Genomic DNA, 1,439 nt, shown 5'->3' on the forward strand with positions numbered 1-1,439 from the left:
AGTCGAAGTCGACGCCGCAGGCCGACGCTCTGCTATTGGCGACGATCAAGGCCGTCGGCGTGATCCAGCCGCCAGTCATTTTCCCGGAAGGCGGCGGCAACGGTTACGTCATCGAAGCCGGTCACCGGCGCACCCGCATGGCGATCGCCGCCGGTCTCGAGGAAATCGACGTTATCGTCGTCGAGGCGGCCAATGACAACGGCGCCATGCGCTCGATGGTCGAGAACATYGCSCGCGAGCCGCTCAAYCCGGTCGACCAATKGCGGGGYATCGARCGKCTSGTMGCGCTCGRCTKGACCGAGGARGCSATCGCGGTSGCSCTSRCSCTTCCSGTSCGSCAGATCCGCAAGCTYCGKCTSCTCGCCAAYGTSCTGCCYTCCATGCTSGACCASATGGCGAAGGGGGACATGCCCAACGAGCAGYAGCTAAGGACGATCGCGGCCGCATCGTCCGAAGAGCAGAAAGAGGTCTGGAAAGCCCATAAGCCCAAAAAGGGCGACACGGCGGCCTGGTGGCAGATCGCCAACGGCCTCTCGAAAACCCGCATGCATGCCCGCGACGCAAGTTTTGGCGACKATCTTCGCCTCGCGTACGGTATCGAGTKGGCCKAGGACCTSTTCGSCCCGGCCGAYSAGGACARYCGCTACACCACCAAYGTCGARGCCTTYCTCGGCGCSCAGCAGGAGTGGATGRSSAGCAAYCTKCCGAAGAAGGGMKCAATCGTCGAGGTCAACAATTRKGGCCAGCCGGAMCTGCCCAAGAAGGCMGARCGCGTCTACGGCAAGCCSGSCAAGGGCGAYWRCACSGCSATGTATCTCGATCGCGASGGCAAGGTKCAGWSSGTCCACTACCGGATGCCGGAGCCAAGGAAAACCGATGGGCGACCCGGTCCAGCCGGTGGCGCTTCGACGGAGGCCGACGACGACACCGATGTCGTCGGGAAGACCAGGCCCGAGGTCACGCAGAAGGGCCAGGACATGATCGGTGATTTCCGTACCGATGCGCTGCATGAGGCGCTCGCCCGGACGCCGATAGAAGATGACATGCTGATGGCGCTCCTGGTCATGGCCTTCGCCGGCACCAATGTTCGGGTCGATTCCGGCGCCAACGACACCGTCTTCGGGCCGAAGCGTTTCCAGCGTCATGTCGCGCGCCTCTATTCCGCGGATGGACGCTTGTCGTTCGATATGGACAGCGTGCGTGTCGCCGCCCGCTCCGTTCTCATCGACGTACTCTCATGCCGGCGCGGCATGTCGAACAGTGGTGTCGTCTCGCGCATTGCCGGTGACGCGATCGGCGCTGACGGTTTCCTTCCGAACATGKGGACCGAGGATTTCCTGCTTTGCCTGTCGCGTCAGGCGCTGGAAGCCGCTGCCAAGTCGGTCGATCTCGTCCCGCGGTCGCGGGTCCGCGAAACCCGCGCGGCACTCGTCGATCAC

1 protein-coding gene is annotated in these 1,439 nt (G+C 64.0%); it reads left to right on the top strand.

The window, feature by feature from the left end; translation table 11 throughout:
- A partial coding sequence (locus QD357_RS32240; RefSeq protein ID WP_414126068.1) for a ParB N-terminal domain-containing protein occupies positions 1–1,439 on the top strand: 1,439 nt, incomplete at both ends.

This window comes from Rhizobium sp. BR 317, assembly GCF_047445835.1.
Lineage (GTDB): Bacteria > Pseudomonadota > Alphaproteobacteria > Rhizobiales > Rhizobiaceae > Rhizobium > Rhizobium paranaense.